Here is a 25,464-nt window from a genome sequence, read left to right as displayed (position 1 = left end):
GAAACTGGGCAGGTGCGGAAGGATCTCGCGGCAGCCCTGGAGCGCGTCGGCCACGCCTTCGCGTCGTACCCGCGGCGCGCGGTGCTCGACGGGTGCCCGCATTGCGCGGGCGAGACGCCGGTCGACGAGCACGACCTCTTCTCGCTGTCGATCCGGCTCGGCAACACCGTCGGTGACCGGGACGACGTGAAGAGCCTGCTGCCGGTGCTGTTCCGGTCCTTGGTCGAGGCGGACGACCTCGATCCGGGCATCGTGCTGGGCAAGCTCGCGCACGAGGAATGGCGCACCTGGCCCCCGGCCGAGCAGCAGGCCGTCGATCAGTACCTCGACGCGGTGTGGCTCGCGCTGCTGAGCGATTTCCCTTCGCGGACAGGCGTTTTCGGCGGCGCGGCGGACTTTCTGGACGCTGTCGCGCACACCGGCGAAGGCATCGAGCGGTTCCTCACCGCCTGGGACGCCACGGGCGGGGTCGCGGCGGATCGGCAGCTCGCCTCGCTGGTCAACGACTTCGCCTTCCGCGCTCGTCGGCAGAACGAAGCGCTCGCCGCGTGGTTGTGCCGCGAGTCCACTCGGGACCGGTTGTTGGCGGCGTTCGAGCGCGACTGCGACAGCCCGTGGGCGGACGAGCTGGCCGACGCCCACGACCAGATCAGCCGTTAGCCCAGCAACGCCTCCACTGCGACGGCCGTCTCCGGATGACGGCCGACCAGCTCGGCGCCCGTCGGTGTTCCGGCCAGCCCGAGCAGGCTCGCCACCGCGTCGCAGGTCGCGGGGTGGGCGGCGAGCAGCGTGGCGCGCTGCGCGGACCGGCGCGCGGACCGGTTCACCAGGGGGGCGGGCTGCGCCAGCCACGGCGGCACCCACTCGTCCAGCGCCGCGAGCCGTCCGGGAAAGATCCGCCCGGCCTCCCGGATGAGCAGCGGGGCCAGCTCGTCACCACCGGAGCGCAGCGTGCTGATCAGCGTCGGCAGCCAGGGCAGCAGCACCGGGTCGGGCAGCGTCCGGAACGCGGTGGACACCGCCTCCACGACGAAGTCGGCCAGTCCCGGAACCGCCTCCAGCGCGTGCACGAAGCCGCTGAGGTAGCGCGGATACGCGGGCAACACCAACGGATTGCCGAGCAGCTCGGCACACCGCGCCCGCAGCTCCGCACGGGAAAGCGTGCCGAGGTGCACCTGCGCGCCCCACAAAAGCGCCACCTTCTGCGGCTCCCGAGGGTGCGACTGCGCGAACGCCAACTCCAGCTGCGTGCGATCGCATCCCAGTGACAGCGCCAAATTCTCCATGCTGAACAGGAAGCCGAGCATCGCCGCCACCTGGTGCACGGTCGCGTCCTCGTCGGCGAACGCGGTCGGCAGCAGCGTGCAGTAGTGCGCGTAACCGGCCTTGACGAAGGACTCGATCCATTGGGGCAGAACGGGTTCGTTCGTCCGGTAGTACGCGAGCAACCGCCGCGCCCGCCGCAGCACCTCCGGGGCGCCGTCGACGCTGCGTTCGGTGGAGAGCACTTCCAGGGCCCGCGTGCCCAGCTCGTCGGCGAGGCGTTGACCGCGCAGGTACAGCGTCGCGTCCTCGACCGCCTTCAGAACGGTCGCGGCGGTCGCCTGCGGGTCGTACGCGGTGCGGCGGAGTCGTTGCTCCAGCACCTGTTCGATGCTGACGCCCTCGTAGCCGAGCTCGATCAGCGCCCGTTGGTGAGTGCCGAGCGCCAGGTCCCACGACTCCTGGATCGGCCGTTCACCGAGCCGCCGTTCGCCCATGATCGGCCGCGCCGCGCCGTGCGGCATCAGGTACCGCAGCACCCACAGCACGTCGGAGCACGCCTTCAGCTCCGGCTCGGCGGTGATGTCCAGCAGTGCCCGCCGCACCCCGCGCTGGTCGAGCTTGAGGTTCAGCGGCGCGAGCCGGTCGTGCACGTCGCGGGCCAGCGGCGGCAGCGCGTCGTAGCCGACCCGGCCGATCCGGTCGCCGCCCATCATGATCTCCACGATGCGGCCGACGTCGCGGCGGCCGGGGACGCCGTCCTTCTCGATGCAGGTGATCGCCGCGTCCTGGAAGTCGTACGGCGTCGGCTTCGCCCGGTCACGCATCCCGGCCAGCAGGATCGAGGTCTCGTAGACCGCGATCGCGTCGGCGGTGGAGGCGAGGTAGCCGTTGCGCCGCGCGGCCCGCACGATCTCCACCGACCAGCCCAGCAACTCGGCCTCGTCCAGCCGGTCGAGGACCGGGGGCCGTCGCAGGAAGCCGGAGAGCTTGTCGCCCGGCTCGGTCGCCGGTGCGGGCGCGGGCAGCTTCGGGGGTTTCTTCGCCCCTGCCTGCCCGGCGAGCCGGAACGGTTGGACGCGCGTGCGCTTGACGTTCTTCGCCCACTCCGTCGCGGCGATCGACACCGAGCCGGAGGCGAGCCCGAACTGCGCCTCGATCGCCGCGTGGCTGGACGGGATCAGGCCGTACTGCCACGTGCTCGCGCTCCGCGGGCTGATCTCGAAGGTGTCGCTGCCGCGAACGCCGAACTCCGCGACCCGGCTGACCGCGTGGAACGCGCCACAGACGTAGAGCGCGTCGGTGGCGTCAATCCCTTGCGCGGCAAGGTGTTCACGCATCCGGGTCCACATGTAGCGCTCGCGGTCCTCATCCATCCGCACGCGCCGCGGGTCTCCCGGGGCGAGCCGCCGGAACAGGCTGCCGATCAACAGCATCACCTGCCGGTAGGTGTCGTGGTCGCTGTCGCCGAGCGGCAGCTCGACGTACTGGTGCCACCACTCCGACCAGTGCCGCACGCGGCCGTGGTGCAGCAGGTGCTCCTCCAGCTCGGCGAACCGCGGCCGCAGGTCGCCGATCTCCACCCCGACCGCGTCGCCGTGCAGTGCCGATTCTTCTTCTGCGTCAACAGGGTTCTGCTTGGGTCCGTCCCACTGGAACACGTGGTCGGAGGACCGGTCGACGAGGACCAGTTCGACGCCGGGAGTGTCCAGCGCGTACGCGATCGCCTGGTACTCGGCCGACGCCTCGGTGATCGGCGCGACCACCGACAGCGGCGCCCACTCGGCCGGGAACCCGTCGACCTCGGTCGCGAACGCCTGCACCGCAACGGGAAGACGGCAGTTGCGCAGTTCGGTCAACAGCGGAGCCATGTCCTCGCACAGCTCCAGGTAGACGACCTTCGGCTGCTTCTGCCGCAGCCGCCGCGCCATCGCCACGGCCGAGGCGGGGGAGTGGTGGCAGACCGGGAAGATCTCCAGCGGCTCCCGCTCGGCGTGGTCGACGTCGTCCACGATGCCCAGGAGGATGCCCTCCAGCGCGTCGGGCCCGTCGGCGAGCGCCGCCGCGGCCTCCCGCAGCTGGGCGCGCAGCGCGTCGAAACTCATGACAGGGTGGCGATCGCGTCGCGCCCGCCGTCCAGGAACTCCGGCCAGGCCCCGCCCTCCTCCTTGCTGCGCGGCTCGACCACGCCGTGCAGGTACTTGTTGAGGATCGCCAGGTCCTCCGGTTCGCGCCGGGCCAGCGAGCCGACGAGCGAGGACGCGAGCGCGCGGGCGGTCAGCGTGCGATCACCGAAGAAGTCCCCGTGCAGGATCGCGTCCTCCAGCACACCGATCTGTTCGGCGGTGGACAGCGCGGACTCCAGCTTCTCGTCGTCGCTGCCCGCAGCGGCCGCCGAGGCGCGCAGATCGCCGAAGCTGCGCAACAGCACGTCCAGCAGCGTCGGCGGCACGTCCAGCTCGATCTGGTGGCGGCGCAGCAGTTCCTCGGTGCGGAAGCGGACGATCTCCGCCTCGGCCTTCTTGTTCGTCACCACCGGGACGCGGACGAAGTTGAAGCGCCGCTTCAGCGCGGAGGACAGGTCGTTGACCCCGCGGTCGCGGCTGTTCGCCGTGGCGATCACGGAGAAGCCGGGCTTGGCGAAGACGATGTTGTCCCTGTCCGGGTTGTCACTGTCCAGCTCCGGCACGGAGATGTACTTCTCGGACAGGATGGAGATCAGCGCGTCCTGCACGTCGGAGGTGGAGCGGGTCAGCTCCTCGAACCGGCCGATCGTCCCGGTCTCCATCGCGGTCATGATCGGCGACGGGATCATCGACTCCCGCGACTGGCCCTTGGCGATCACCATGGACACGTTCCACGAGTACTTGATGTGGTCCTCGGTGGTGCCCGCGGTGCCCTGCACGACCAGCGTGGAGTTGCGGGAGATCGCCGCGGCCAGCAGCTCGGCCAGCCAGCTCTTGCCGGTCCCCGGGTCACCGATGAGCAGCAGGCCGCGGTCGGAGGCCAGCGTGACGATGGAGCGCTCGACGAAACTCCGGTCGCCGAACCACTTCTGCGGGATCTCCCGGTCGAGGCCGTCGGAGCGCTCCGAGCCCAGGACGAACAGCCGCACCATCTTCGGGGACAGCCGCCAGGCGAACGGCTTGGGGTTGTCGTCGATGGACTCCAGCCAGTCCAGCTCCTCGGCGTACTTGAGCTCGGCGGGGGCGCGCAACAGGTCGGACATGTCGGCCTTTCTCAGGTGAGCAACGTCTTGAGTTCGTGGACGAGCTTGTCGATCTGGCCGGAGATCACCGGGGTGCCCAGGGCCTTGAACCGCTCCCGGAACCAGGGGTTGACCTCCTGGCGGCCGGAGCTGGTCACCGAGCCGACCGGGATGAACTTGACCCCGGAGCGGTGCACCGCCTCGATGCCCTCGAACAGCGGCTGCGAGCGGTCGAACTCGTAGAAGTCCGAGATCCACACCATCACGGTGTTCCGCGGCTCGGTGATCTTCGGGCGTGCCATGGCCATGGCGACCGGGCCGTCGTTGCCGCCGCCGAGGTTGGTGCGCAACAGGGTCTCGAACGGATCGCGCACCCACGGCGTGAGGTCCAGCGCCCGGGTGTCGTAGGCGATCAGGTGCACGTCCACCCTGGGCAGCCCGGCGAAGATCGATGCCAGGATGGTGCAGTTCACCATCGAGTCGACCATCGAACCCGACTGGTCGACGACCACGATCAGCCGCTGCGGCGTGGTCTTGCGGGAGGTGTGCCGGTAGTAGAGGCGGTCGACGTAGAGCCGCTCCTCCTCCGGGCTCCAGTTGGTGAGGTTCTTCCAGATCGTGCGGTCGAGGTCGAGGTTGCGGAACACGCGCTTGGGCGGGACGGAGCGGTCCAGTTCGCCCACGCTCGCCTTCGCCACCTGCGTGCGCAGCACCTCGGCGACCTCGTCGACGAAGCGGCGGATCAGGTTCTTGGCGTTGGTCAGCGCCACACCGGAGAGATTGTCCTTGTCCCGCAACAGTTGTTCGATCAGCGACATGCTCGGGGTGAGCTGCGCGGCGAGCGAGGGGTCGGCCAGCACCTCGCGCAGCCGCATGCGCTTGACGAGGTCGGCCTCCAGGGAACCGAGGTCCAGCCCGGGGGAGGAGCCGCGACCGGCGCGCAGGTCCCCCGGCTCGTGGCCGAGCGCGCGCTCCAGCCAGCCCGCGTCGGCCTGCCAGCGCGCCAGCTGCCCCGCCGTGACCGAGCCGGAACCGGCGGTGAAGACGTTCAGCAGCACCTTCGACACCAGCGCGGCGCGGCGTACTTCCGTTGCGCGGTCCCGGTTCTCGTCGGGGTCCGGGGTCATCAGGTCGTCGAGCTCGGCGGCCAGTTCGGGGTGCCGCTGCACCACCGAGTCCACCGACACCTGCGGGTCCAGCAGGGTGGACGGCAGCCCGATGTCCTCGACGACGGCGAGGCTCGACGACTCCAGCGCCGCCTGTTCCTCGTGGTCGAAGAGCCGGGCCAGCAGCCGCCAGTACAGGACCTGGCGGCGGTTGTCGTGATGGGTCATCTCCGCAGCAACCTTCCGGCCCGCTCGCGCAGCAGGGCCGCGGCGTCGGTGGCGGCTTTCTCCGCCTTGGCACCGGCTTTGTCGGTCGTGCCCCCGGCCCACGCGCCGGCGTGGACGGCGACCGCCTTCTTCCGCACGGTGGTCTCGACGGCGAGCGGCTGGACGCTGAACACCCCGGCGTCCCAGCGGAGCAGGCCGATGCAGGCGCTCGACGCCGCCACCGCCTCCGGGGTGAGCGGTCCGGCGACCGGCACGCGATCGGTGTCCACGGCCAGGTTCTGACCGGCCAGCGTGAATGTGTCCTTTGTGGACGAATAGCCTTCGAGGAAGACGGGCACGGCGATGCGCGCCGGGTGCCGGTCGAGTGCGGCCGTGACCGGAGTCGTCGCCGTGGGCAGTGCGACCCTGGCGGTGGTGAAGGCGTCCGCGGGCTCGCCCTGGCGCGCCTGCTCGTCGTTCCAGATGAGGTCGCCCTCCGCGGTGATCGGCATCTGGGTCAGCGTCATCGAGCGCCCCTCGCTGATCGCCGCCAGCAGCGACATGTGCGGGCGGAGCAGCTGCCAGATGCCCGCCCCGAGGATCGTGTCCGGCTTGGGTACCGAGACGCTCGCCCGCACCAGCCGGGGCGTGCTCCCGTCCTCGGGCTCGAACACCGCGTGGACCTGGGCCTGCGCGGCGGTGGGGTGTTCGTGCACGTCGACGCCGAGCGGCAGCAGGCGCCCCGTGGCCGTCGCGGTCGGCGACACGTCTGCGGCACCCGGCTGCGTCAGCAGCATCGCGCGCGACCACAGGTCCGCCCAGCGGCGCTCCGGCACGCGGTCCAGGGACGCGCCGGGGCAGGACGCCGCGAGTTCGGCCACGAAACCGTCGAGAAGCGTTGCCAGACGGCGTAATCCGGGCTCCTTCAGCATCGCGGAGATCACCTGGTCCGCTCCGGAGACCACGTCGTGGTCGATGCCCCGCCACCCCGACCGCGCCAGGTCGGCGAGCCAGGATCGTGCCGCGGCAAGCAGATTCACCGCCGACCGGTCACCGACGACCTGGGGCGGCTCCTCGCCGCGAGCCCTCCCGGTCGCTTCCTCGACGCGGAGCACCAGCGCGTCGTGCACGGAGCCGAGCAGCGCGGTGCGGGCGGCGGCCAGCGCGACGAAGTGCTCCTCACCCGCGGCTCCGGCGGCGGCTTTCTCAGCGGCCTCGGCGACCCGCGCGGCCAGCGGTGTGCCCGCGACGGCGTCCGCGAGTTCGAACAGGCCGTCGGCTTGGGGACGGAGGAGCCCGGCGACGAGCGCCCGGTCGAACGCATCGACCACACCGAGGGCTTCGTCAAGTCCCGCAACGGTTTCAACGAGCAGGTCGGCGCGCATCACACCACCGCCCTGGTCGGCGGGAACCACTGCATTTCCGGCAGCGGCGCCGTTGTCGGGGCGAGTTCGAGGTAGGCGAGGTGGTGCAGGAACCGGCTGAAGACCGGTGCCGCCGCCGTGTTTCCGCCCTGCGCAGGGCTCGTCAGGTCCATCGCGGCGGTGATGCTCTGCGCGTCCTCGCCGTCGACTTTCAGGTAACGCCCGACGCGCTCGGCGCCGTACTGCACCACCGCTTCGCTGATCAGCGACCGGATGTGCTTGCAGAACGCGCCGTACGCTCCGCCGCAGGGGCGATTGTTGTTGGTACTGCACGCGAACTCGTAGTTGCCCGCCGCGACCGACGAGACGTAGACGCGTTCGACGTCCGAGCCGCTGGACACCACGCCTTGCAGGCGCCCGTCGGCCAGCTCGACGAACGGGACCTTCGCGAGCTTGCGCGGTCGTGCGGGCGGGATGACCCGCGCCGTGCTCGACCTCTCCCGATGTTCTGACAACACACCATCTCCCGTGCACCGGCTTCCACGCCTTGTCGGTGGAACGCCGGTGACAGTACGGGCGACCCCTGACAACGCCGTTCAAGATCACGTCGGCGCTGGTGGGACGGGTGTGCAGTCGGATGCCCGCGAGTCGAACGCGGTGACTCCTGATCCCAAATCAGGTGGGGTCGCCATGCCCCTCGCACCCGGGAGGGCCTGGAGCGCCCGAGGCGCGCTCCGGCCCAGCACCCCCGCCAGGACTCGAACCTGGGACCTCCGCGTTCGTAGCGCGGCGCTCTGTCCAGCTGAGCTACGGGGGTAGAGCACCGATGGAGGGATTCGAACCCCCGGGAAACGGCTTTGGAGGCCGCTCCGCTTCCGAAAGCTCATCGGCAGGAAAAGGAATTCCGGGCGTGCTCAATAGAGAAAGCCGCCCGGATCGGTTTCCCGATGGGCGGCTCCCGTGTCATGACCAGGTCAGGTCATGGTGGGGAGTAGGCGCAGGTCAGAGGCCAGAGCGCGGACGGTCGCCAGTCGCGCTGCCCTCGCTCCCGCATGCCAGTCATGTCCGCTCCTCGGTTCGGTTCGTTGATTTCATCTTGGCCCACGGTTCCGGGCGCGTCAATCATTTATCTCCCTATTCGGGGACAACACGGTTCTGGACATGCCGTTGTCGGACTGGGACGCGGTCGTGGCCACTCACCTGCGGGGAAGCTTCCTCGCTCGGTGATGACAACCGGGCCAACCACGTCGCCGCGAAGGCCGGTCTGGAAGGGCGGATGACGGCGGTGAGCGCCGCCCGGGCGGGCAGAACGGTGGAACAACACCTTGTGGCACAAGCGAAGCCCATCCCGCGCGGCCGCGTCGGCACGCCACACGACATCGCCCGCGCCGTCCTACGTTCGAGCCCTTCGGAGTTCCAAGGGGGAGAACATGAAGCACGTCATCGTCGCCGGGGTCGCGGTACTCGGTGCGCTGGTCGCGCCCGGCGCCGCAGGGGCAGCACCCGTTCCCGCCGCACAGCTGACGATCGAGTCCTACTGCGGCGGCACCGGGGTCATCAACGACCAGTCCCGCCAGATGGCATTCCACATGATCTTCACCGGTTCGGGGCCGGGCAGTCGCACGTACAACGCCCACTACCTCAGTGGCCAGTTCTTCAAAACCACGCACAATCCCTGCTAGGCACGATCTAGTCCTCCGAACACTCCGCACACCAAGTAAACTCAGCCCATGCACTCCACCCGCCCGTCCACCCCATCCCCGGCGCGCGTGGTCTAGAGAACCCCGTTTCGTACTCATAACGGGAAAAAGAGCGCTCCAAAATCCCGACAAGAGTACGAAACGGGCGCTTTGGGCTGCGCTGCTGATGTTCCGTGGGTGTCACGATCGCTACTGACCACGCGCACGACACAGCCTGGTCAGAACGGTGCGGGTTCGGCGATGGGTTCCAGTTCGGTTTCGTAGACGTCCCCGCTGGGCGTGGTCCACATGTGCCGTCCGTCCGGCAGGTTCTCGCAGCGCCAGGTCGACTCGTGCTTCATGCGGTGGTGATGACGACACTTCGGCCGGAGGTTCTTCACCGTCGTGTTGGTCCCGTCGTAGCGGCAGCAATGGTCCAAGTCGCAACGGTGCGCGGGCTGCTGACACCCGATGGCCGTGCACCTGGGGAACCGGGCCGCGATGAGTTCCCGCTGCTTCGCGGTCGGCCGGTACACATCACTGACCTCCTCCGCCATCCCCGTCACCGGGTCAGTCAGGATGCGCTTCCAGATCCCACCAGCGACGACATCCCGCGCGACCTCCGCCGGGAGCGGCCCGTACCCATGCAGCATCGCCGGGTCATCGTTCATGCCGATGACACTCGTGACGGGCATCGTGAGGTAGACCCGTACTTCGCCTTGGGGAGCGCCGGTGTCCTTGCCCAGCAACACATCCATCGCGACGTCGGCGCGCTTCTGGTCCAGGGTCCGGTCATCCTTGGGCAGAGCGCGGGCGATCCTGTCGATCCGGTCATAGATCAACACACCCTCCAACGCGGGCACCACGAACCGGAGCGAGGACATGCCATCGTCAAGGTCACGTTTCTCCACCACGCGTTCCTTGGTGGCCTTCTTGTGGCGACGCAGGGCGGCGTCGGGGTCCAGCTTGTGGATCATCGTCTGGGCGTGCCGCCGCACCGAGGTGTAGGTGCGGGTCTGCGCGTACGCCAGCAGATCCTCCTCGACGATCGCCTTGTGGATCTCGGAGAGGACGCTGATCTGGTCCAGGATCAGTAGGGCCTTCCCTTCGTCGATCCGGCCTTCGGCCATCGCCTGCAAGACAGCCGGACGCTCAGTCAACTCGAAGCCGCGCGACAGCATCCGATCGGCTTTCCGACGCGACATCGCCAACCGGGGACCGACCTCTGAACCCATGTACTGGTAATCCCATTCCGGGACCTGATCCATGTACTTCCGGCACGCGGAGGCGAGAGCGGCATCCTCGACCCCATCAAGATATTTCCCAAGGGGCATAACCACATTCTATCGCAAACAAATAGTCGATCATGGCTTTAAAGCGTGAATTCCCAGGCGCCCCAAGCGAATCCGCAAGCCAGGCACCAGCCGCTCAGCGAGGTGGAAGCGCGAGCGCGATGACGCGACTTGGCTCAGTGGCGCTGAAGTTGTTGTCGCTGACCAACAACAGGCTCCGCTCGCCGGCGGACAGGCGCGGACCCCACGTCATGCCCTCGAAGTTGTCGAGCGCGGCCAAACCACGGAGGTCGACGAGGAGCTTCTTGCGCACGGGCCGCACCGCGTGCCCGGCGAGCGCGGGAATGTCCTTGACGTCGGTCGCGCCCAGGGTGTCGATTTCGTAGACGCGGATGTCGTAACCGTGACCGGTCGCGTAGGACCGTTGCAGCACAAGGAAACGAGTGGCGGAGACGGCGAGGATCTCGGCGACGCCGGTGAGTCCGCCGATCCGGCCGGGCGGGCCGGTGGGGGTGGCGAAGAGCGGATCGAGCGCATAGGCGTACTGGGCCAGAACGTGGCCACCACGGGTTTGCAGGGTCATCCGGGTCAACGCGCCCTGCGTCGGCGTGGGGACCGCGCCGTCCTGCCCGAGCGGACCTTCGAGCGCGCTGGCGATCAGGGCACCGCCCATCGTGTAGCTCAAGGACTCCAGGGTCTGGTTGCCGCGCGGACCGATGCCCGGCGTGGAGCTGAAGCGCTCGTTCTCCGGCAGGGGAAGCTGGTCGAGGTAGCCGCCGTCGGGGCGAGCACGCCGGATCGAGGGATTGAGCGGGTGCACGCCTTCCTGGGCCCACGTGATGGCCCCGGAACGGGGATCGAACCGGATCGCTTCGGGATTGACCGGCCCCAGGTCGTCGCACGCGTGCTCGCAGCGCGCCGGATAGGTCTGTCCATCCATGCGGCGCAGAGGATGTGCCGCGATGAGGCGAACGCCCTGAGCGTCGATGTTCGCAGTGTAGAAACGCGCGGGTCCGTGTTCGGAGCGGTCATCGCTGATCAACACGTACTGGCCGGTGCGGGGATCGCGGTCGATTCCCGACAGCCCGCCGACTGTCGTCCCGGAGACCTGGACGCCCGCGGGCACCAGGTGTTCACCGAGCAACCGCGCCGGGCCGCGTTCGTGTGCCGCCGCTGAAACAGACGAACCCAGAAGTGCCGCGACAACGAGAGCTGTACGTCGCATCATGGCCGAATCGGCCCGATTCGCTTGTACCGCCCGTGAATCCAGTCGTTCATCTCCGAGTAGTACCACCGCGAGAAGCGCCGATCAGAGGGGCCGCCCGCGAGGCAGCTCTCCCAGCCGGGCACCGCGAAGTCGGTCACCATCCGATACGACGGGGCGAACGTCGTCAACCGCCCGGCGGAGCGGTAGATCTGCCCCTGGTGCGGGGTGGCGCGCCCACCGACCAGGGTGACCGGGCCGCGGTCGAACCCGGCCAGTCGCGGCAGTTTTCCACCGAACAGCATGTGGCTCAGTACAACGCCGCGCCGCTGGCCCCACGGCACTGGCCTTCCGGTCAGCGCCGCGGAGGCCGCCGCCGCGAACACCTCTTCCCGGGTCTTCCCGCCGAACCAGGGCGAGCGCTCGGAGAGCAGGACGCGGTCGAAGTTCGCGTAGAAGTCGGTGAGGATTCCGGTCTGCGCAAGGAGGAAGTCGACCGTCTCAGCGCCGAGGACGGGACCGAACACCAGCTCGACGAGCTTCGCGTAGAACCGCTCGAAGGCTTCGGCGCCTTCGGAACGGGCGTCGTACTCGAAGTTCCAGTCACCGATCGCCCGGCCGTCCGCCGTGTCGGGCAGGAACGGCCGCGCGATCTCCACGAAACGCTGTGCCTGCTTGGAGTACACGTCGTGCTGGATGCGCTTCATGTCCTCTGCGTCGAGCTGGTCGGCCGTGCCCAGCAGCTCGCTGATCCGGTCCGCGCGGTAGGAGGCCATGGGCGCGTTGATGGGGGAGACCACGCCCAGGTGGTTGAGGTCGTCGTTGGCGGTGACGATGAAGCCGCTCTCCGGGTTCTCCACCCGAGGCAGGTCCGCCGACGCGTGGAAGCCCTGCCAGTCGTTGCGGGAATCCCACCCCGGCAAGGGAATCAAGCCGCTCAGGCCGGGACGGCGGACGGGAATTCGGCCGGACATCTGGTAGCCGATGCCGCCCGAGGAGTCGGCGAGGACGAAGTTGAACGACACTTCGAGATCGCCGAGGTGCCGCATCCCCTCCGCGACGGTTTTCGCGTTCCACAGTGCGAACATCGCCTCGATGGACCGCGCGCCGCCGTGCGCGCCCGCCCACCGCGTGGCCAGCTGGTACTCACCGTCCTCCGGGGCACCGTCGAGCACGCCGTGGTTATCGGTGTCCCAGAACGTGACTGTGAGGGGCTCTTTTCCTTTGCGCCGCACCACTTCGACGCGCTGGCGCAACGGAGCCCACTGCTTCTCGCGGAGCACGCTGCCGTCCTTGACGCGCTCCACCCAAGAGTCAGTGGCGTCGGCGAAGCTGTACGTGGCGCCCCACGCCAGATCGTTGGTACGGGCCAGAAGCAGCCCGCACAGCCCGGGAATCGTCGCGCTGACCGCGTAGCGCTCGGGGGTCTCGACGACGACCTCGTACCACACGGCGGGCAGCCGGTTGATCTCCAGATGCGGGTCGTTGGCCAGCAGCGGCTGCCCGGACCGGGTGCGCCGCCCCGCCACCACCCAGTTGTTGGAGGACATCAGCCGCGTGTGCGAGGCGAGCGTCCGCACGGCGTCGGGCACGAGCCGGTCGGTGAGCCGCGTCTTCTTCAGCAGCTCCGGGTCGAGCCCGGCCAGCTGCCCCGGGAACAGGGCCTCCAGGTGCTCGGCGCCGACACCGGCGTGCACGCACTCGACGATCCAGCGCTCCAGCTCGCCCTGCGACTGGGCCAGGGTGACGTAGCCGATCATCCGCGAGACGAGCACGATGTCCTCGATCGTCCACGGCTCCGGCCGGTACCCGAGGACGCGCAGCTCCCACGGCACCGACCGGGACAGCACCAGGTTCACGCCGACCACGTAGGCGTCGAGCCGGTCCCGCGCGTCCGCGCTCAGCCCGGCGGTCTCCCGCTTCAGGTCGCTGTGCCAGTTCATCTTGCGGAAGAACAGGTCCACGTCGACCAGCTTCGGGTCGAGCAGCTCCGCGCACCGCCCGCGGGCGAGGATGCGCGTCATGAGCATCTGGAGCGCCCGGTCGGTGGCGTGCGCGATGCCCAGCCCCCGGTAGATCCCCAGCTCGCCGTCGGCCTTCACGGTGATCACGCCGCGCTCGCCGCGGTGCAGCGAGACCAGGTGATCGGAGTGGATCTCGCGGCTCATCGGATCGACCTCAGGCTCGTGACGATGTGGTGCAACTGCGATTCGGGGACCTCGTCGGCAACACCGCGGTCGGTGGAGATCACCAAGGTCGCCGCGATCCGGCCGGTGCGCACCACGACGGTCCGGATGTCGCCCTTCGCGGGAGTGCACGAGTTCGGCTGGGGAACGGTCGCGCGCGCCGTCGCCTGCGTCAGCTCCAGGTCGTTGGCGGTGAAGGTGACCGGCGCGTCCACCGTGACGGCGGGCGCCTGCCCCGAAGCCCGGAACGCGAGCTCGGCCCAGCGCTTGGCGGAGTTCGTGGCCTCGGAGACCAGGGGCCCCGGGTCCAGCTTGGACAGGCCGACCATGCCGCGCATGCCGTCGGCCTTGCCGTTCGCGTCGACACAGTGGCCCTCGCGGTACGTCGCGACCGCTCGCGCGGCGACCAGGTCGCCGCTGTCCTCGTTCTGGAAGCCGATGGCCGTCTCGGTGGCGAGGACCTTCCAGCCGGGTGGCACGTCGTAGGCGAGACCGTGGCCCTCCGAGATCACCGCCGTCCACCCCGCGACGACCGGGAGCAGCGCGGACGGCCGGATCGTCGGGGTCGGAGCCGGAGCCGCCTGGCCCGGGATGGTCGTCGTGCACCCCGTCGCCGCCAGCAGCACGAGTGCGAGCGCGGCCAGGTGATCGTGCGGCTTCGCCATGCGCCGTACCGTAGTGCCCCGCACGATGTTTGACTCTGACACCGTGTCATGGGCTGAGGTCTGATCGTCATGTTGAGCATCGGAGAACTCGCCGACCGCACCGGGGTCTCGGTCCGGATGCTGCGCCACTACGACGCCCTCGGACTGGTGGTCCCGGAGCGGGTCGACCCCGCGACGGCCTACCGCTGGTACTCGGCGTCGCAGGTCGGCCGGGTGAACAGCCTCGTCGCGCTGAAGCGGCTGGGTTTCACCCTGGACCAGTGCCGCGCCGCCCTGGACGACCAGGTCGGAGCCGAGCGGCTGACCGCGATGTTGCGCCTGCGCCAGGAAGAGCTCGAGGCGCGGATCGAGGCGGACTCGCGCAGGCTCGCCGAGGTGCGGCGGCGGCTCCGGGCCATCGAGGAAGGACAGGCCATGACCGACGACACGCTGTGCTTGGGGCCGTTGCCCGCGCTACGCCTGGCCGGGCTGAGCGCCGAGGTCAACGACACCAGCGAGATCAGCGCGATGATCGACCACCTGGAGTCCCGGCTGACCGCGGCCGGGCCCACGATCCGCACCTTCTACGGGCGCCCGGACGGCTCCAAGATCGAGGTGGTGGTCGGCGTCCGGCTCGCTCCTGAAGCCCGCCCCGGACCCGGGCTGGAGCTGGTGGAGCTGCCCGGCGAGCCTCGAGGAGCGATCGTCACGCACACGCGGTCCGAAGAGGACACCAGCGATCCGTGGCTCACCGTCGACGTCGCGCTGGGCGATCGCGGCCTGGAGTCCTACGGCCGCTACCGCCAGATCCCGTTGGGGGACCGAGTCGTCGAACTTCACTGCCCCGTGCGCGAGATCGGCTGCAATGCGCCCCACAGCGCGCCGAGGCAGACATCGCGCAGCTCCTCGCGCGAGTAAGCCTGGTTGGCCAGCCAGTCCACGCACAGCGTGCGAACGAACACCAGCCAGCTCGTCAGCACGGCTGACACGACCTCCCTTGCCGAGTCGTCGAAGCCCGCGACGTCGAGTACGCGTTGCCGCAACGTGGCCAGCTCGTCGTCGATGATCGCCTGGATGACCAGGTCGCCCGCGAGCACCCGGTTCGCGGCGAGGACGGAGTGCCGGTTGGCGGCGAAGTACTCGATGTGCGCGTCGAGGGCGGCCGTGACCTGAGCGGTGAGGGGGAGGTCGGGGTCGAACTCCGACGCCGCCAGCAACCGGTCGGCGGCCTGCTGGTAGATCGCGGCGAACAGGTCGCGCTTGTTCGGGAAGTAGCGGTACAGCAGCGCGCGCGAGATCCCGGCGGCCCCGGCGATGTCCTCCATGAGGACGTCCTCGTAGGGCTGCGCCGCGAACAGCTTCGCGCCGACGTCGAGCAGTTCGGCGCGGCGCTCGGCCGGGTCGAGCCTGCGGCGTGTGGTCACACCCGCACTGTAGTTGACATGTGTCTACTAGTGGCGTCACTGTTAGTAGACACATGTCAACTAAGGCGGTGGGTCGAGTGGTCAAGCTCCTCAGGTGGCTGTCGTGGGCCATGGGCCTCGCGTGCGTGGCGATCGGGGTCTACCACCTCGCGCTCGGGATCGACTCGGTGCCGGGCGAGGCCGCCGCCGGGGCCACTGTGGACAGTCGGGAACGCTTCTACAACGCCATTTTCCTCGGCTACGGGCTCGCCTGGATCTGGGCGGTCCGGCAGTCGCCGATCCCGTCGAAGGCCGTGCGCTGGCTCGCCGGGATCATGCTCCTCGGCGGGGTCGGCCGGGTCCTGTCGATGCTCGTCCACGGCCAGCCGCACTGGTTCCAGGTCCCGTTGACCGCGATCGAGCTGGTCCTGCCACCGGTCTACTTCTGGCTGGCCACCGCCGACGAGCGCCGGAACGTCGCGCGGTAGTGGCTCGGGCGCCGTCCCGTGTGCTTCGCGAAGAGCGCGGCGAAGGTCCCGGCGTCCCGGTAACCGACCGCGGCGGCGATGCCCGCGACCGTGCGATCCGTCGTCTCCAAGAGGTGGCGTGCGCGCCGGATGCGTGCTGCCTGAAGGTACTCGAGCGGGCTTTGCCCCGTCTCGTCGGCGAAGCGCCGCAGCAACGTCCGCGTGCTGACCGCGAAGGTCTCCGCGAGTGCACCGAGGTCGTAGCGCGAGGCTAGTTCTGGTCGAGCTGCCGCATGACCCTGCGGGAGAACTCGTTGCCAGGCTGAGGAAGCAGCCGCGCGTCGACGTAGGGCGTCTGGGACGATCGCGCGTCGTCGAGGAGCGCGATGCGGGCAGTCGTCCGAGCCACGCCGGCGCCGCTGTGTTCGTGGATCAGTTGGAGCGCGAAGTCGTACATGGCACTGAGCGCCGCCGTCGTCGTCACACCGGTGTCGGTGACGACCAGGTGCTCGGCCCGCACATCGGTGTCCGGACAGCGTTGAGCCAACTCATCGGCGAACAGCCACGCCGTCGTCGCACGCCGCTGGTGCAGGAGCCCGGCCGCAGCGAGCAGGAACGCGCCGACGCAGATCGAGACGACCGCGTTGCCCGTGGCCGCGTGCGCGCGGATCGCCGCGACCTCGGGGGAGAGCGCCGCGAGCCTCGCGTCCACGTCGATGCCCGGCACCACCTCAAACCCTGGCACCACAAGGACATCCACGTCGCGCAGCGCGGAGACTGCCAGCGCCACACCGCCCGAGGCGATGACGCGGCGCCGCGGAGACACGATCGCCACCTCGTAGCCGGCGTGGTCCGGACCCGCGACGTGCCCGGCGATCGTCAACAGGTCGGGAACGCCGAACACCTCGGACGCGAAACAGCCCGGATAGGCCAGGACACCTACGCGCAGTGCACCCACGTTGGCGAGATTACCCTGCTATACGGCGATCCCGCCCATGGCTCGCGCGCGCATCGCGGACCACGCTGTCGGCATGAGAAACCTTGACGACCCGATCACCGACTTCAGCCATCGGGCCGTGGACGTGGACGGAGTGGTGAAGACGGTGTACGTGGCGGGCTCCGGACCGGCCGTGGTGCTGATGCCGGAGATGCCCGGCATCAGCCCCGATGTCCTTCGGCTGGCGCGGTGGGTGCGCGACGCGGGCTTCACCGTCCACGTCCCCTCGCTCTTCGGCGTCGACGGCGCCTACCCCACGGCGGACGGCGGCATGGAGATCGCCAAGCGCGCGTGCGTCAGCGCTGAGTTCCGCGCGTTCGCCGGAGGCGGCACGAGCCCCGTCACGGCGTGGCTGCGGGGTCTCGCACGCTTGGCGCACAAGGAATGCGGCGGTCCGGGAGTCGGCGCCATCGGGCTGTGCTTCACCGGAAACTTCGCCCTCACCATGACGTTGGAGCCCGCCGTCATCGCTCCGGTGGTCAACCACCCGTCACTGCCGTTGGACGACCCCGCCGGGCTTGAGATCAGCGACGAGGACGCGCGCGCGGTCCGTGACCGCATCGCGCGCGACGGCCTGAAGGTTCTCGCTTACCGCTTCGAAAACGACCGCTGGTGCACCGGGCAGCGCTTCGCCGCCTACCAAGCACTTCTCGGTGATGCGTTCGACGGCCGCGTCCTCCCGGACAGCGCCGGGAACACCAATCCGCCCCCGTTCGCCCGCGAGGTCGTCGGCACTCCGCACAGCGTCGTCACCGCACATCTCGTTGATGCGCAAGGACATCCCACTGTGCAGGCGCGCGACGAGATCCTCGCCTTCCTCAAGGACCGCCTGCACTAGCCCCGCACACCACGTACACTCTGCCCATGCGTCCCACCCGCCCCCAGACCCAACGTGAGGCGGCCGCAACCTAGAGATCTCCCGTTTCGTACTCATAACGGGGAAGAGAGCGCTCCCAAATCCCGGCAAGAGTACGAAACGGAAAAAGGACGCTGGGTCAGGCGCGGGGTGGCACTACCGATTTGCCGCCGCCGCGGTGGCGACGGCCGCGGCGAAGGCGGCCATGCCCTTGGCGTTGGGGTGCAACGGGGCCGCGACGTTCACCGGGATCAGACCTTCGAGGTACCGGTCCCACGGCGCGGCGCAGATGTCGTGCCCGACCGACACCGCGGCGAAGTCCACGAAGCGCATGCCGCGGGCGCCCGCCAGCTCCCGCGCCGTGGAGCTGATCCTGTCCATGGTGCTTTGCAGGTAGTCGGCATCGCGCGCCCACACCGGCTGGACGGGATGGCAACCGCCGGGCCGGAGGTAGGTCCCGTAGCCGGTCACCAGGACCTTGGCCTTGGGCGCCCGGCGCCGGATCTCGTCGAGCGCGGCGCCGAACACCGGCCCCCACGCGTCGACCGAGGCGGCGATCGGGTCGGTGCCGCCCGCCCTGATCCGGTCCGAGCACGACACCCCGACCGGCTCCGGCAACGCGTTGACGCACGACAGCGCCCGGTCGAAGAGCCCGGAGTCGTTCGCCCCGATCGTCACCGACACGAGCCCGGTCGTCGCCGAGAGCGCGTCCAGCTGCGGAGCGGGGGCGTTCTTGCTCGGACTGGTCAGATCGGCCGTGACCGCGCCGGAACAGGTGACGTCGGTCAACCGCGCGCCGAGGGTCTTCGCCGCGATCGCGGGGTAGTTGTGGTCGGACCGCCTGCACGCCGCGTCGACCTGGAGCGGGATCCACGGCCCGGCCGCCGCCGAGTCACCCAGCGCCACGTACTCCAGCTGTTCGGCCGCCCGCGCGGGAACGGCCGTCCCCAGCACCAGCACGACGAGCCCGGTCCACAAAACGATCTTCACCTGCACATCGTGCGGGGCGCGGATCGGCCGCGCCCCCGAAAACCGGCGAGACCACCCTCACGGGACCCTCTGAGCGCGGATCGCGCTCAGAGGGCTTCACCGTCAGTGCTTGGTCAGGAATGTGCCAAGCGTGGCCCACCCGGTACCGAAGTGGGTGTACGGGGCGAGGCTGGTCCGCCCGTCGGCGCTGGTGTTGCGCCACGCGAGCAGGGCGTCTCCGGCGCGGCCGAGGATGTCGGTCTTGCCGTCCCCGTCCCAATCACCCAACAGGTGCCCGGAGACGTTCGACCACCCGTCGGAGACGTGATAGCTCCCGCCGCGGGTGAGGTTCCCTGGTGTGCTGGTGTTGGGGGTGACCCAGAAATGGTGACCCGTGGCCCGGTCGAACCCGCCGATATCGGGTTTGCCGTCCCCGGTGAAATCCGCCACTACCAGGACACCGATGGCGTTCCACCCCGACCCCAGACGCGACAACGGCGCGAACGACGGACGACCACCACTACCGGTGTTGCGCCAGGCGACCAGGTCATCCCCGCCCCGACCCAGCAGATCGGCCTTCCCGTCACCGTCGTAATCGGCCACCAGGTAGGTGTCGATGGTGTGCCAGCCGTTGCTGACATGGATACTCGGCCCCCGACCCGGGACCCCCGGACGGGAGTTGTTCGGCACCACCCAGAACTGGTCACGACTGCCGGTGTTCCAGCCCCCGACATCGACGAACCCGTCCCCGGTGAAGTCCGCGAACACCAACCGCTCCAACGCATTCCACCCCGCGCTCAGGTGCACAAACCGCCCAAACGACGGCTTCCCCGGGATGCTGGTGTTCAGCCACACCAACAGGTCATCCCCCGACCGGCCCAGGATGTCGAGCTTCCCGTCACCATCCCAATCAGCCAGATGATGCTCAAACACCCCCTGCCACCCATCACTGACATGCACACTCAGCCCCCGCGACAAACTCCCCGGAGTACTGGTGTTCGGCACAAACCACAAACTCTCCCGACTACCGGTGTTGAGCCCCAACACATCCGGCTTCCCATCACCATCGATGTCAGCGACATGCCGAGCGACCTTCACCGTCGCAGACGGCGGGAGCGGACGCGCGAACAGGGCTCCGGCGATGATCACGGCGTCGTTCGCCTCGACCGCGTAGCGGTGCCGGTACTGCGCCGCAGGCCGCTGGACATCGGCGGCGACGTCGCCGATCGATGCGGTGTTCCACGACTCGTTGGGGTAGAAGTCGTCCATGACGGCGAGGAACTTGCTCGTCGCCCACACCGGATCGGTCCGTTGGGGGAAGCTCCCCCAGGAAGCCCGCTGCTGGTAGAGCCCGACCGAGTCGCGGTCGCCGTGGTCGAGGTTGGCCATGCTCGTCTCCACGATGATCGTGGAAATGGCGATGGCGGCGGCCTTTTCGTTGTAACCGCGGTCCACCACCGTCTGGACCACCGCACGGGCGCAGGACATGTTGTAGGCGTTCAAATGCCCCCGCATCTTGGTGGACAGGCGCGGGTTCAGGTCGCGGGCGGTCTCGGTGTCCCTCGCACTGGGACCGCCGGCGACACAGGGCAACGACGCCATCTTGGCGACGTCGTGCGGCCACAGTTCGACGAGGTCCCGTAAAGGTTCCCCGTTCGCTGGTGGCGCGAAAAGGGTGAGGACCGTCGTCACGACGGCCCCCACCAAGGTTTTGGTGATCGCAGGGTTCATTTCCTTCTCCGTTCCCTGATCAGGGATCAGGTCGGAGTCAGGATTCGCGGTCGACCTATAGATTCTCTGGAGTTCTGACCTGCGTGAGCGCGGCGGTCCACGGCAGCCACCGGGGGTCCGCGCCCGCCATCGGGTTCCACGTCATGTTGGAGCACGTGTAGCCCACCGCATGCCCGCTCTCCGGATCGGCGAAGGCGAGCCGACCGCCCGCGCCGGAGTGGCCGAAAGAGGTGCTGCCCAGCATCGGCTCACCGGGCCGGGCCAGCTCATAACCGAGCCCGAACCGCTGCGGGAACGGCATGCGCATCAGGTTGAGCGGCGCGGGCGCGGACAGCGAGTCCGTCTGTGGGGTCCGCGCCCGCCGCGCAGACTCCTCGCTCAGCAGGCGCACTCCGTCGACCTCACCGATGGTGGCCGCGTACATGCGCGCGAGCGAGTGCGCGTCGCCTACGGCGTTCATCGAGGGGATCTCGGCCGCGCGGCCCTCGCGGGTGTTCAGCAGCGGCACGCACTCCCCGGCGAACGCGTATCCCCTTATAAGGGAGCGCACGGCCCGAGTGCTGAGCTTCAAAGAGGGGATTTCGAGGTCCGGCGCGGTGGAGAACTGCGGGACCACGCGATGCTCCTGCTCTTCGGGCAGGCCGATCCACAGGTCCAGTTCGAGCGGTTCGCCCACCTCCGTGCGGAAGAACTCGCCCACGGAGCGGCCTGCGACGCGTCGCACGACTTCACCGACGAGGTAGCCGTAGGACATCGCATGGTAGGCGCAGGCACTGCCGGGTTCCCACGCAGGCATGGCCGCGCCCAACGCCTTGATGCACGTTTCCCAGTCCAACGCGTCGGCCGCGACGAGCCCCGACTCCTTCGGGAAGGACGGTAGGCCCGCGGTGTGCGTGAGCAGGTGTCGCACGGTGACCGCCTTGGCCGTGAACTCCGGCCAGTAGCGCGTGACGGGCTCGTCCACGTCAAGCAGTCCCCGTTCGACCAGCATCTGCGCGCACGTCGCGACGATGCCCTTGGTGCACGACATGAGGATGCCGATCCGGTTCTCCTCGCCGGTCCACAGATCCACGACGAGTTCACCGTGCCGGTAGACGGCGAGCTGTGCCTGGCCCTCATCGTGCGCCTGTGCGGCCGCGAATGCCTCACGCACGTTCTCGTAGCCATGGGCAACTGATCCATTCACACGCGTCGTCACGCCTCCGAGGTTATCGGACCACTGGTCTGTTATCAAGAGACCGGCGGTCTGATACCCTTCGGAGGTGGTCGACTTCCAGCGCGCGAGACGCCCTGAGCAGGTGAAACAGCGGCGCGAAGCGATTCTGGACACGGCGGCGGAGATGCTCGCCGAGCGCCCGCTGGCCGAGATCAGCCTGCGCGAGCTGAGCGACCGGGTCGGGCTGGCGAAGTCGAACGTGCTGCGCTACTTCGACAGTCGGGAAGCGGTCTTCCTGGAGCTCCTCGACCGCCTGTGGATCACGTGGCTGGACGAGCTGGAACCGGTGCTGGAGCGGGAGAAGCCGCACCCCGAAGCGGTGGCGACGGCGGTCGCGCTCTCGCTCGCGCGGCACGCGCTGCTGTGCGAGCTGATCAGCTCGATGGCCGGGGTGCTCGAACGCAACATCACCGTGGAGTACGCGCGCGTGTTCAAGCGCAACGCCTCTCGTAACGCCGACCGGCTGGCCGCCATGGTGCGGCGGCATTTCCCGGCGCTGGGGGAGACCGGGACCGCGCACTTCGCGGGCGCGGTGTTCGTGATCGTCGCCGGGCTGTGGCCCTACGCGCGGCCGACCGAGGCGGTGGCGCAGGTGCTGGCGGAGATGGGCTCGCCGACCTCGCCGGAGCACTTCGTCTTTGCCCTGCGCGAGGGCCTGTGCAACCAGCTGGTCGGGCTCCTCACCCGCTCGGGCTGACCAGCGACTGGAGCGCGGGCGCGTAGAGATCGGCGATCCGCTCGGCGTCGGCGGTCGCGGCGGGTCCTTCACGGTCGATGGCGAGCGCCGCGCCGAGCCCGATCAGCTGTGCGACGAACAGCTCCGCGCGCAACGGCACGTCCTCACCGGTGAGCCGGGCGGCGACCTGGCGTACGACCTGCGTGCGGAAGCGTTCGCGCAACATGGCTCGTTCGTCGCCGCTGCCCACCGCGAACACCACGCGCAGCAACAAGTCCGCGTTGTTCTCCTGGCGGTACTGGACGAGCGCGCGCACGGCGCACCGCCCTAGCTCTTCGTTCGGCGCGTCCAGCAACGCGGCCGCCGCACCGGTGAAGTCGGCGACCTCGTCGAACAGGGACTCCTTGCCACCGAAGTGCTTCACGATCAGCGACGCGCTCACACCGGCGTCGGCGGCGATGCCCCGCAGCGTCACGGCCGCGTAGGGGTGACGCGCGAACGCACGGCGCGCGGCGAGCAGAATGGCTTGGCGACCGCTGTCCGTCATGCCGCAGCACCCACCAGTACGCGGTCCTCCACCTGCGCCGGGCGCGGAGCCGGGATCAGCAGTGTGAGCCCGAGCGCCACCAGTGCGCTCGCCCCCGCGACCACGAACACCGTGAGGTAGGCGCTCAGCGTGGGACCGTGGACCGTCACCAAGGACGCGAGCACGGTGGCCACCACGGCGCTGCACATGGCCTGACCGATGGAGCGCATGAGTGTGTTGAGCCCATTGGCGGCGGCGGTCTCCGTCACCGGGACAGCATGCATGATCAGCGCGGGCAGGGCCGAGTACGCCATCGCCGTCCCGGCGGCCACCACCGTCGCGCCGATGACGATCGCGATCAGGCTCTCGCTGGTGAACAGCCGGACCGCGTAGCCGGTGGCCATCACGCCCGTGGCGACCAAGAGGGTGAAACGGGGGCCGCGCGCCGCGGACACGCGCGCGGAGACCGGCGACAGCAGCATCATCGCGAAGCCGCTCGGCAACAGGCACAGTCCGCTCACCACGATCGACGCGCCGAGGCCGTAGCCGGTGGAGACCGGTTCCTGCACGAGCTGGGCCGTGGCAAGTGTGTTGGCGTAGAAGGAGAAACCGACCAGCAACGCGGCGAGGTTGGTGAACAGCACCGCGGGGCGCGCGGAGACCCTGAGGTCAACCATGGGCGTTCTCGCGCGCAGCTGGTGGACTGTCCACAACGGCAGGATGAGCACCGCCGCGGCGAGGAACCCGAGGGTCGTGGGCGATCCCCATCCCCACGCGCTGCCCTTGGACACCGGGACCAACAAGCACCCCAGGAACGCGCTCAGCCCCAACGCGCCCACGAGGTCGAAGCGGCCGTTGGTGCGTATTGGTGACTCCGGGACAACGAGCACAACGGCGGTCAGAGCCACCACGCCGAGCACGACGCAGAGCCAGAACAGCGTGTGCCAGTCAGCGTGCTCTACGACCAGAGTGGCCAAGGGAATCCCGAACGCCGCACCGATTCCGAGCGTCGCGCTCATCATGGCGATCGCCGCGACCACGCGCTCCCGTGGCAGTTCGTCGCGCAGCATGCTGACCCCGAGCGGCACCACCGCGAGCGCGGTGCCTTGTAAGCCGCGCCCCACGATGAGCACCGTGAGGCTGGAGCTGACCGCGCACAGCACCGAGCCGATGGTCATGGACCCCAGCGCCAGCAGCAGCACACGTCGTTTGCCGTACATGTCCCCGGCGCGACCGAGGAGCGGCGTGAAGACCGCACCCGTCAGCAGCGTCACGGTGAGCAGCCAGCTCACATCGGTCGGCGTGCCACCGGTGAGCGCGGGCAGCCTGGGGAGCAGGGGGATGACGATCGTCTGCGTCACCGCCATGAGCACTCCGCAGGAGGCGAGCGCGGTCAGGATCAGGCGCGGACGGCGGGCGGTCGGCATGGGCCTCCTCCGGAGGTGAACAACTGTTCACCCAGTAAACGCTTGTTCACCTCGAGGCTCAAGCCGTCGACCGGTGCGCATCGTCACTGTCAGGGGGTCGTGCTTCAGTCGGGGCCATGAGCGAGAAAGAGACTCTTGTGCTCGGTGCGACCGGGTCGACGGGGCGGAGGGTGGCGGCGCTGCTGCGCGAGGCGGGACGGCCGGTGCGGGCGGCCTCGCGCTCTGGGGAGGTGCGGTTCGACTGGGCCGACCAGGACACGTGGGAGCCCGCGGTCGCAGGCGCGGGCGCGATGTACCTGATGGCCCCGCACGAGCTGCCCGTGGACCCGGAGTTCGTCCGGTGCGCCGTCGACGGCGGTGTGCGGCGGCTGGTGTTGTTGTCCAGCATGGCGATCGAGGTCATGGGCGACGAGCGGCTGATGGCCGCCGAGCGCACCGTCCGCGAGTCCGGCGCGGAGTGGACCATCGTGCGGCCCGACTGGTTCAACCAGAACTTCGACGAGGGCGTCTTCGCCGGGGCGATCGCGGCGGGGGAGCTGGCGGTGCCGGTCGGTGACCTGCGGCAGGCGTTCGTGGACGCCGACGACATCGCGGCGGTCGCGGCCACCGCGCTGCTCCACGACGGTCACGCCGGGAAGAGCTACGACGTGACCGGCCCGGAGGCGCTGTCCTTCCCCGAGGCGCTCGCGCTGATCGGCGCGGCGACCGGCCGGGAGATCCGCTTCCGCGGGGAGGATGAGGACTACGTCGCCGCGATGACCGGCTTCGGCGTGCCGCGCGAGCAGGCGCTGGCCGACCTGCCCGGCTTCGCGGCGCTGCGGGCCCGGGGCGACGACACGCCCACCGACGTCGTCCGCGGGGTGACCGGCCGCGCCCCCAAGCCCTTCCGCGCCTACGCGGCCCAGGCCGACTTTCCGGGCTAGGGCTTCTTTTCGTTTGCTGGCAAGGATTTTCGCTTGCGCAGCAGGCGTTTGACGAGTCTTCCCCCTCGCCGTGGAGGTCAAGCGGCGGGCGGGGTGGACCGCGTCACCGGGGCGCGGCCG

The 25,464-nt window shown here is 69.4% G+C and carries 24 protein-coding genes and 2 tRNA genes; 7 read left to right on the top strand and 19 right to left on the bottom strand.

Going from position 1 to position 25,464, the window contains the following annotated elements; genetic code table 11:
- The first annotated feature begins 12 nt into the window (after window positions 1-12).
- Window positions 13-660 (top strand): hypothetical protein, encoded by a 648-nt coding sequence (locus NLX83_RS31605; RefSeq protein ID WP_254238882.1) that lies wholly within the window; start codon window positions 13-15, stop codon window positions 658-660.
- Here the strand turns inward: NLX83_RS31605 and NLX83_RS31600 are convergent.
- From NLX83_RS31600 to NLX83_RS31570, 7 genes are all read right to left on the bottom strand, one after another.
- On the bottom strand, window positions 657-3,368 hold the full coding sequence (locus NLX83_RS31600) for a DUF5682 family protein (protein WP_254238881.1): 2,712 nt from the start codon (window positions 3,366-3,368) through the stop codon (window positions 657-659). The genes NLX83_RS31605 and NLX83_RS31600 overlap by 4 nt on opposite strands.
- Window positions 3,365-4,492 (bottom strand): ATP-binding protein, encoded by a 1,128-nt coding sequence (locus NLX83_RS31595; RefSeq protein ID WP_254238880.1) that lies wholly within the window; start codon window positions 4,490-4,492, stop codon window positions 3,365-3,367. Before NLX83_RS31595 ends, NLX83_RS31600 begins: the two co-directional genes overlap by 4 nt.
- A gap of 11 nt (window positions 4,493-4,503) precedes the next feature.
- Entirely contained in the window at window positions 4,504-5,805 is a 1,302-nt protein-coding gene (locus NLX83_RS31590) for a VWA domain-containing protein (protein ID WP_254238879.1), read from the bottom strand.
- The gene (locus NLX83_RS31585; protein ID WP_254238878.1) at window positions 5,802-7,169 is read right to left on the bottom strand and encodes a hypothetical protein; all 1,368 of its coding nucleotides are present in this window, start codon (window positions 7,167-7,169) and stop codon (window positions 5,802-5,804) included. Before NLX83_RS31585 ends, NLX83_RS31590 begins: the two co-directional genes overlap by 4 nt.
- Window positions 7,169-7,666, bottom strand: a complete 498-nt coding sequence (locus NLX83_RS31580) for a hypothetical protein (RefSeq protein WP_254238877.1) — start codon at window positions 7,664-7,666, stop codon at window positions 7,169-7,171. Before NLX83_RS31580 ends, NLX83_RS31585 begins: the two co-directional genes overlap by 1 nt.
- Before the next feature lie 225 nt (window positions 7,667-7,891).
- A tRNA-Arg gene (locus NLX83_RS31575) sits at window positions 7,892-7,965 on the bottom strand.
- 4 nt (window positions 7,966-7,969) lie between these two features.
- Window positions 7,970-8,039 (bottom strand) — tRNA-Trp (locus tag NLX83_RS31570).
- 539 nt (window positions 8,040-8,578) lie between these two features.
- On the opposite strand from NLX83_RS31570, the gene NLX83_RS31565 reads away from it, so the two are divergent.
- Complete coding sequence (locus NLX83_RS31565) at window positions 8,579-8,830, top strand: hypothetical protein (protein ID WP_254238876.1); 252 nt, start codon at window positions 8,579-8,581, stop codon at window positions 8,828-8,830.
- Between the two features lie 236 nt (window positions 8,831-9,066).
- Here NLX83_RS31565 and NLX83_RS31560 read toward each other — a convergent pair whose 3' ends face one another.
- From NLX83_RS31560 to NLX83_RS31545, 4 genes are all read right to left on the bottom strand, one after another.
- Complete coding sequence (locus NLX83_RS31560; RefSeq protein WP_256564754.1) at window positions 9,067-10,062, bottom strand: HNH endonuclease signature motif containing protein; 996 nt, start codon at window positions 10,060-10,062, stop codon at window positions 9,067-9,069.
- A gap of 193 nt (window positions 10,063-10,255) precedes the next feature.
- Window positions 10,256-11,344: an esterase-like activity of phytase family protein gene (locus NLX83_RS31555; protein ID WP_308209412.1), complete on the bottom strand. Its 1,089-nt coding sequence runs from the start codon at window positions 11,342-11,344 to the stop codon at window positions 10,256-10,258.
- Window positions 11,344-13,491 (bottom strand): penicillin acylase family protein, encoded by a 2,148-nt coding sequence (locus NLX83_RS31550; RefSeq protein WP_254238873.1) that lies wholly within the window; start codon window positions 13,489-13,491, stop codon window positions 11,344-11,346. Before NLX83_RS31550 ends, NLX83_RS31555 begins: the two co-directional genes overlap by 1 nt.
- Window positions 13,488-14,174, bottom strand: coding sequence for a hypothetical protein (locus tag NLX83_RS31545; protein ID WP_254238872.1), 687 nt, complete (start codon window positions 14,172-14,174; stop codon window positions 13,488-13,490). Before NLX83_RS31545 ends, NLX83_RS31550 begins: the two co-directional genes overlap by 4 nt.
- Window positions 14,175-14,243: 69 nt before the next feature.
- On the opposite strand from NLX83_RS31545, the gene NLX83_RS31540 reads away from it, so the two are divergent.
- A complete protein-coding gene (locus tag NLX83_RS31540; RefSeq protein WP_254238871.1) occupies window positions 14,244-15,071 on the top strand; it encodes a MerR family transcriptional regulator in 828 nt (275 codons plus the stop codon).
- On the opposite strand, the gene NLX83_RS31535 is transcribed toward NLX83_RS31540, so the two are convergent.
- The gene (locus tag NLX83_RS31535; protein WP_254238870.1) at window positions 14,990-15,577 is read right to left on the bottom strand and encodes a TetR/AcrR family transcriptional regulator; all 588 of its coding nucleotides are present in this window, start codon (window positions 15,575-15,577) and stop codon (window positions 14,990-14,992) included. The genes NLX83_RS31540 and NLX83_RS31535 overlap by 82 nt on opposite strands.
- A gap of 77 nt (window positions 15,578-15,654) precedes the next feature.
- Here NLX83_RS31535 and NLX83_RS31530 point away from each other — a divergent pair, with 77 nt between their 5' ends.
- On the top strand, window positions 15,655-16,044 hold the full coding sequence (locus tag NLX83_RS31530; RefSeq protein ID WP_254238869.1) for a DUF4345 domain-containing protein: 390 nt from the start codon (window positions 15,655-15,657) through the stop codon (window positions 16,042-16,044).
- Here NLX83_RS31530 and NLX83_RS31525 read toward each other — a convergent pair.
- Both NLX83_RS31525 and NLX83_RS31520 read right to left on the bottom strand, forming a co-directional pair.
- Window positions 15,996-16,238, bottom strand: coding sequence for a helix-turn-helix domain-containing protein (locus tag NLX83_RS31525; protein WP_254238868.1), 243 nt, complete (start codon window positions 16,236-16,238; stop codon window positions 15,996-15,998). The genes NLX83_RS31530 and NLX83_RS31525 overlap by 49 nt on opposite strands.
- Before the next feature lie 56 nt (window positions 16,239-16,294).
- Entirely contained in the window at window positions 16,295-16,981 is a 687-nt protein-coding gene (locus NLX83_RS31520; RefSeq protein WP_254238867.1) for a DJ-1/PfpI family protein, read from the bottom strand.
- A gap of 73 nt (window positions 16,982-17,054) precedes the next feature.
- Between NLX83_RS31520 and NLX83_RS31515 the strand changes: the two genes are divergently transcribed.
- Window positions 17,055-17,858: a dienelactone hydrolase family protein gene (locus NLX83_RS31515; protein ID WP_254238866.1), complete on the top strand. Its 804-nt coding sequence runs from the start codon at window positions 17,055-17,057 to the stop codon at window positions 17,856-17,858.
- Window positions 17,859-18,032: 174 nt separating this feature from the next.
- Here NLX83_RS31515 and NLX83_RS31510 read toward each other — a convergent pair whose 3' ends face one another.
- The 3 genes from NLX83_RS31510 to NLX83_RS31500 form a co-directional block, all read right to left on the bottom strand.
- Window positions 18,033-18,866 (bottom strand): SGNH/GDSL hydrolase family protein, encoded by an 834-nt coding sequence (locus NLX83_RS31510; RefSeq protein ID WP_254238865.1) that lies wholly within the window; start codon window positions 18,864-18,866, stop codon window positions 18,033-18,035.
- Window positions 18,867-18,968: 102 nt separating this feature from the next.
- Window positions 18,969-20,576 carry an FG-GAP repeat domain-containing protein gene (locus tag NLX83_RS31505; protein WP_254238864.1) on the bottom strand — a complete coding sequence of 536 codons (1,608 nt, stop codon included), beginning with the start codon at window positions 20,574-20,576 and terminating at the stop codon, window positions 18,969-18,971.
- Between the two features lie 55 nt (window positions 20,577-20,631).
- The gene (locus NLX83_RS31500; protein ID WP_254238863.1) at window positions 20,632-21,774 is read right to left on the bottom strand and encodes a serine hydrolase domain-containing protein; all 1,143 of its coding nucleotides are present in this window, start codon (window positions 21,772-21,774) and stop codon (window positions 20,632-20,634) included.
- A 64-nt stretch (window positions 21,775-21,838) separates the two neighbouring features.
- On the opposite strand from NLX83_RS31500, the gene NLX83_RS31495 reads away from it, so the two are divergent.
- Entirely contained in the window at window positions 21,839-22,489 is a 651-nt protein-coding gene (locus NLX83_RS31495; protein WP_254238862.1) for a TetR/AcrR family transcriptional regulator, read from the top strand.
- On the opposite strand, the gene NLX83_RS31490 is transcribed toward NLX83_RS31495, so the two are convergent.
- Together NLX83_RS31490 and NLX83_RS31485 are read right to left on the bottom strand one after the other, a co-directional pair.
- Window positions 22,473-23,015 carry a TetR/AcrR family transcriptional regulator gene (locus tag NLX83_RS31490; protein ID WP_254238861.1) on the bottom strand — a complete coding sequence of 181 codons (543 nt, stop codon included), beginning with the start codon at window positions 23,013-23,015 and terminating at the stop codon, window positions 22,473-22,475. The genes NLX83_RS31495 and NLX83_RS31490 overlap by 17 nt on opposite strands.
- Window positions 23,012-24,421: an MFS transporter gene (locus NLX83_RS31485; protein ID WP_254238860.1), complete on the bottom strand. Its 1,410-nt coding sequence runs from the start codon at window positions 24,419-24,421 to the stop codon at window positions 23,012-23,014. The genes NLX83_RS31490 and NLX83_RS31485 overlap by 4 nt, the downstream gene beginning before the upstream one ends.
- 116 nt (window positions 24,422-24,537) lie before the next feature.
- Here NLX83_RS31485 and NLX83_RS31480 point away from each other — a divergent pair, with 116 nt between their 5' ends.
- Window positions 24,538-25,344, top strand: coding sequence for an NAD(P)H-binding protein (locus NLX83_RS31480; protein WP_254238859.1), 807 nt, complete (start codon window positions 24,538-24,540; stop codon window positions 25,342-25,344).
- Window positions 25,345-25,464: the final 120 nt, after the last annotated feature.

This window comes from Allokutzneria sp. A3M-2-11 16, from assembly GCF_024213555.1.
GTDB lineage: Bacteria > Actinomycetota > Actinomycetes > Mycobacteriales > Pseudonocardiaceae > Allokutzneria.
Note: the sequence above shows the minus strand (reverse complement) of the source record. Positions and strands in the feature narration are given on the sequence as shown.

Coding starts and splice junctions, on each gene's coding strand:
- NLX83_RS31585 (WP_254238878.1), bottom strand. CDS start 7,169: ATGCGCGCCGACCTGCTCGTTGAAACCGTTGCGGGACTTGACGAAGCC.
- NLX83_RS31540 (WP_254238871.1), top strand. CDS start 14,244: ATGTTGAGCATCGGAGAACTCGCCGACCGCACCGGGGTCTCGGTCCGG.
- NLX83_RS31595 (WP_254238880.1), bottom strand. CDS start 4,492: ATGTCCGACCTGTTGCGCGCCCCCGCCGAGCTCAAGTACGCCGAGGAG.
- NLX83_RS31505 (WP_254238864.1), bottom strand. CDS start 20,576: ATGAACCCTGCGATCACCAAAACCTTGGTGGGGGCCGTCGTGACGACG.
- NLX83_RS31555 (WP_308209412.1), bottom strand. CDS start 11,344: ATGCGACGTACAGCTCTCGTTGTCGCGGCACTTCTGGGTTCGTCTGTT.
- NLX83_RS31515 (WP_254238866.1), top strand. CDS start 17,055: ATGAGAAACCTTGACGACCCGATCACCGACTTCAGCCATCGGGCCGTG.
- NLX83_RS31550 (WP_254238873.1), bottom strand. CDS start 13,491: ATGAGCCGCGAGATCCACTCCGATCACCTGGTCTCGCTGCACCGCGGC.
- NLX83_RS31480 (WP_254238859.1), top strand. CDS start 24,538: ATGAGCGAGAAAGAGACTCTTGTGCTCGGTGCGACCGGGTCGACGGGG.
- NLX83_RS31485 (WP_254238860.1), bottom strand. CDS start 24,421: ATGCCGACCGCCCGCCGTCCGCGCCTGATCCTGACCGCGCTCGCCTCC.
- NLX83_RS31600 (WP_254238881.1), bottom strand. CDS start 3,368: ATGAGTTTCGACGCGCTGCGCGCCCAGCTGCGGGAGGCCGCGGCGGCG.
- NLX83_RS31590 (WP_254238879.1), bottom strand. CDS start 5,805: ATGACCCATCACGACAACCGCCGCCAGGTCCTGTACTGGCGGCTGCTG.
- NLX83_RS31490 (WP_254238861.1), bottom strand. CDS start 23,015: ATGACGGACAGCGGTCGCCAAGCCATTCTGCTCGCCGCGCGCCGTGCG.
- NLX83_RS31545 (WP_254238872.1), bottom strand. CDS start 14,174: ATGGCGAAGCCGCACGATCACCTGGCCGCGCTCGCACTCGTGCTGCTG.
- NLX83_RS31565 (WP_254238876.1), top strand. CDS start 8,579: ATGAAGCACGTCATCGTCGCCGGGGTCGCGGTACTCGGTGCGCTGGTC.
- NLX83_RS31560 (WP_256564754.1), bottom strand. CDS start 10,062: ATGGGTTCAGAGGTCGGTCCCCGGTTGGCGATGTCGCGTCGGAAAGCC.